Raw genomic sequence first — 3,633 nt, 5'->3', positions numbered from 1 at the left:
ATGCCGCATCGTCGCGACCGCGGACTGGCGCGATGCCGCATCGTCGCGACGGCGGCGGCCGGGTACGCCGTGGAGGCGCGGCGGGAGGCGCCGGCGCCGGCGCTGGCGCGGGCGGGAGGCGCCGGCGCGATGCCGCATTCATCCGACGCCCCACTGGCAGGATGCCGCACTCATCGCGACCTATCGCCACGATGCCGCATCGTCGCGGTGCGGGACTGGCGCGCCGCTAGTCGACGACGGTCGGCAGCGAGGGGTCGCGCCAGGCCGCGACGCAGATCGCGATCTCGTCGGGCAGGATCCGGGCGGTCGACAGCGGCGGCAGGTCGTCGGGGTCGAACCAGCCGACCTCGAGGATCTCCTTGGCGTCGAGCGCCCCGCCGCGCGAGACCTCCTCGCAGACGAAGAACAGCTTGTAGACGTGCACCGGCAGCGGAGGCTGGTGGCCGCGTACCTCACGGTCGAGCACGGCCGCGACCCGGAGCAGTCGCGCCTCGACACCGCCCTCCTCGCGGATCTCGCGCAGGACGTTCGTCGTCGGCGGCTCGAGCACGTCGCACCAGCCGCCGGGCAGCGTCCACAGCCCGTCCGAGCGCTCGCGGGTCATGAGCAGCCGGCCTTCCGCGTCGAACACCGCCCCGCGCGCGTCGACCTTCGGCGTCGCGTGGCCGCCCTCGGGGTCGACGAGCCGGCCCAGCTCGGGGACCGGTCCCGCCGTCACGAGGGCCCGCAGCTGCTCGGCCACCTCGCCGACCTGCGCATAGCGCTGCCGGTCGAAGGGGTCCGCCGAGTAGTACAAGCCGGTCTGTGCGATCGCCGCCAGCTCGACCATCGCCCGCCGGACCGCCTGCGCGGCGGGACCCTCCACTGGGCCGGGGCCTGCGTCGCGGCCGGGGCCATGGCCTGCGCCGGGGCCGGGGCCGGGGCCGGGGCCAGAGCCAGAGCCTGCGCCGGAGCCGCTCGGAGTCTCGTCGGTCACCCGCCAGATCATGCCCCGACGCGCCTGGCGGTGACTGTCCCCGGTCGCGTCTAGCCTGCGCGCATGGCGACGAGCAAGGCCGCATCGGCGAAGGCAGCCCCCCGCAGCTACCGCTGCGCCGAGTGCGGCTGGACGACCGCCAAGTGGGTCGGGCGGTGCGGCGAGTGCCAGGCGTGGGGGTCGGTCGAGGAGGGCGGCCCCGTCACCGGCCCGCGCACCGCCGCCGGCCCCGTGACTGCCGCGGCACGCCCCATCGCCGACGTCGACGTCGAGACGGCCCGCGCAAAGCCGACCCGCATCGGCGAGCTCGACCGCGTCCTCGGCGGCGGCCTCGTCCCGGGGGCGGTGGTCCTCATGGCCGGCGAGCCCGGGGTCGGCAAGTCCACGCTGCTGCTGGAGGTCGCGTCCAAGGTCGCGCGCATCGGCTCCCGCACGCTCTACGTCACAGCGGAGGAGTCGGCCGGGCAGGTCAGGCTGCGGGCCGAGCGCGTCGGCGCGCTCAACGAGCACCTGTTCCTCGCTGCCGAGACCGACCTCGGCGCCCTGCTCGGCCACGTCGACGCGGTGCGACCGAGCCTGCTGATCGTCGACTCCGTGCAGACCGTCGCGTCGGCGCAGATCGACGGGTCCGCCGGCGGCGTGGGCCAGGTCCGCGAGGTGGCGGCGGCCGTGACGCGGGTGGCGAAGGAGCGCGGCATCCCCACTGTGCTCGTCGGCCACGTGACCAAGGACGGCGGCATCGCCGGCCCGCGCGCGCTCGAGCACCTGGTCGACGTCGTGCTGCAGGTCGAGGGCGACCGCTCCTCGCGGCTGCGCCTGGTGCGCGCGGTGAAGAACCGCTACGGCCCCACCGACGAGGTCGGCTGCTTCGACCTCGGCGAGAGCGGCATCGTCGAGCTGCCCGACCCCAGCGGGCTGTTCCTGTCCCGGCACTCGTTCCCGGTCCCCGGCACCGCCGTGACGGTTGCGCTCGAGGGGCGCCGCCCGCTCGTCGCGGAGGTCCAGGCGCTGGTGGCGCCGTCGCCGCTGTCCACGCCACGCCGCGCCACGAGCGGGGTCGACGCGTCCCGGGTCGCGATGGTGCTGGCCGTGCTCGAGCGGCGCGGGGGCGTCCGGCTGCGCGACGCGGACACCTACGTCGCGACGGTCGGCGGCGTACGCCTCGTCGAGCCGACCACCGACCTGGCCGTCGCGCTCGCGGTCGCCAGCTCGGTACGCGACCTGCCCCTTCCCAAGGGGATCATCGCCCTCGGCGAGGTGGGGCTCGCGGGAGAGGTACGCCCTGTCGCAGGCATCTCGCGCCGGCTCTCGGAGGCCGCACGGCTGGGGTTCAACCGGGCGCTCGTGCCGCTCGGCACCGACCCGGCGGGCGTCCCGGGCATCGTGGCGATCCCCGTCCCGGACCTGGCCACCGCACTGCGCGCGATCGCCAACACGGCCGAGGAGACCGACCGGGCCGCGGCGGCCAGGGCCGCTGAGGAGACCGAGGCTAGACTTCACCTGATCACCACTGGTGACCGTTGAGGAGCGTCGTGCCAGTCAGCGAAAGGCAGGCGGCGGAGGAGCCCCTCCGCCCCATCCTCGCGCTCCTCGCCCCGGGGACCCCGTTGCGCGAGGGGCTCGAGCGCATCCTGCGCGGCCGGACGGGCGCGCTCATCGTGCTCGGCTACGACCGCAACGTCGAGGCGCTCTGCACCGGCGGCTTCGAGCTGGACGTGGAGTTCTCCTCCACGCGGCTGCGCGAGCTGGCCAAGATGGACGGCGCGATCGTCTGCGACGGCGACGTGACCAAGATCCACCGGGCCGCCGTCCAGCTGGTCCCGGACCCGTCGATCCCGACCGAGGAGTCCGGCACGCGGCACCGCACCGCGGAGCGGACCTCGCGTCAGCTCGACCTGCCGGTCGTGTCGGTGAGCGCCTCGATGTCGATCGTCGCGCTCTACTCCGGCGGCCGGCGCTATGTGCTCGAGGACTCGGCGCAGATCCTCAGCCGGGCCAACCAGGCGCTCGCGACGCTCGAGCGCTACAAGCTCCGCCTCGACGAGGTGTCCGGCACGCTCTCTGCGCTCGAGATCGAGGACCTCGTCACGGTCCGCGACGTCAGCGCCGTCGCGCAGCGCCTGGAGATGGTGCGCCGCATCGCCGACGAGATCGAGGGCTACGTCGTCGAGCTCGGCACCGACGGCCGCCTCCTCTCCCTGCAGCTCGCCGAGCTCATCGCCGGGGTCGACGCCGACCGCGAGCTGGTCGCGCGCGACTACCTGCACAGTGCCGGCGGGCGCCGCACGCGCACCGTCGAGGACGTCCTGGCCGAGCTGGACTCGCTCGATGCCGGCAGCCTGCTCGACATCGTCGCCATCGCGCGCGCGCTCGGCTTCGCCACGGTCGGCGAGGGGCTCGACGGCGCCGTCAGCCCGCGTGGCTTCCGGCTGCTCGCCAAGGTACCGCGGCTGCCCGCCGCGGTCGTGGAGCGGCTCGTCGAGCACTTCGGCAACCTGCAGAAGCTGCTCGCGGCCAACATCGACGACCTGCAGGCCGTCGAGGGCGTCGGTGAGTCGCGGGCGCGGACGGTGCGCGAGGGGCTGTCCCGGCTCGCCGAGTCCTCGATCCTCGAGCGCTACGTCTGACGGCCGGCTACGTCTGACGGCCGGCTACGT

At 74.8% G+C, this 3,633-nt stretch carries 3 protein-coding genes; 2 read left to right on the top strand and 1 reads right to left on the bottom strand.

Annotated features, from left to right (window positions below; genetic code table 11):
* Positions 1-226 precede the first annotated feature (226 nt).
* The gene (locus G9H71_RS21575; RefSeq protein ID WP_331273184.1) at positions 227-865 is read right to left on the bottom strand and encodes an NUDIX hydrolase N-terminal domain-containing protein; all 639 of its coding nucleotides are present in this window, start codon (positions 863-865) and stop codon (positions 227-229) included.
* Positions 866-1,039: 174 nt separating this feature from the next.
* Here G9H71_RS21575 and radA point away from each other — a divergent pair, with 174 nt between their 5' ends.
* Both radA and disA read left to right on the top strand, forming a co-directional pair.
* Positions 1,040-2,500: a DNA repair protein RadA gene (gene radA, locus G9H71_RS21570; RefSeq protein ID WP_166284830.1), complete on the top strand. Its 1,461-nt coding sequence runs from the start codon at positions 1,040-1,042 to the stop codon at positions 2,498-2,500.
* Positions 2,497-3,603, top strand: coding sequence for a DNA integrity scanning diadenylate cyclase DisA (disA, locus tag G9H71_RS21565; protein ID WP_166284829.1), 1,107 nt, complete (start codon positions 2,497-2,499; stop codon positions 3,601-3,603). The genes radA and disA overlap by 4 nt, the downstream gene beginning before the upstream one ends.
* Positions 3,604-3,633 lie beyond the last annotated feature (30 nt).

It is taken from the genome of Motilibacter deserti (assembly GCF_011250635.1).
GTDB lineage: Bacteria > Actinomycetota > Actinomycetes > Motilibacterales > Motilibacteraceae > Motilibacter_A > Motilibacter_A deserti.
This window is presented reverse-complemented; position numbering and strand designations above follow the sequence as displayed.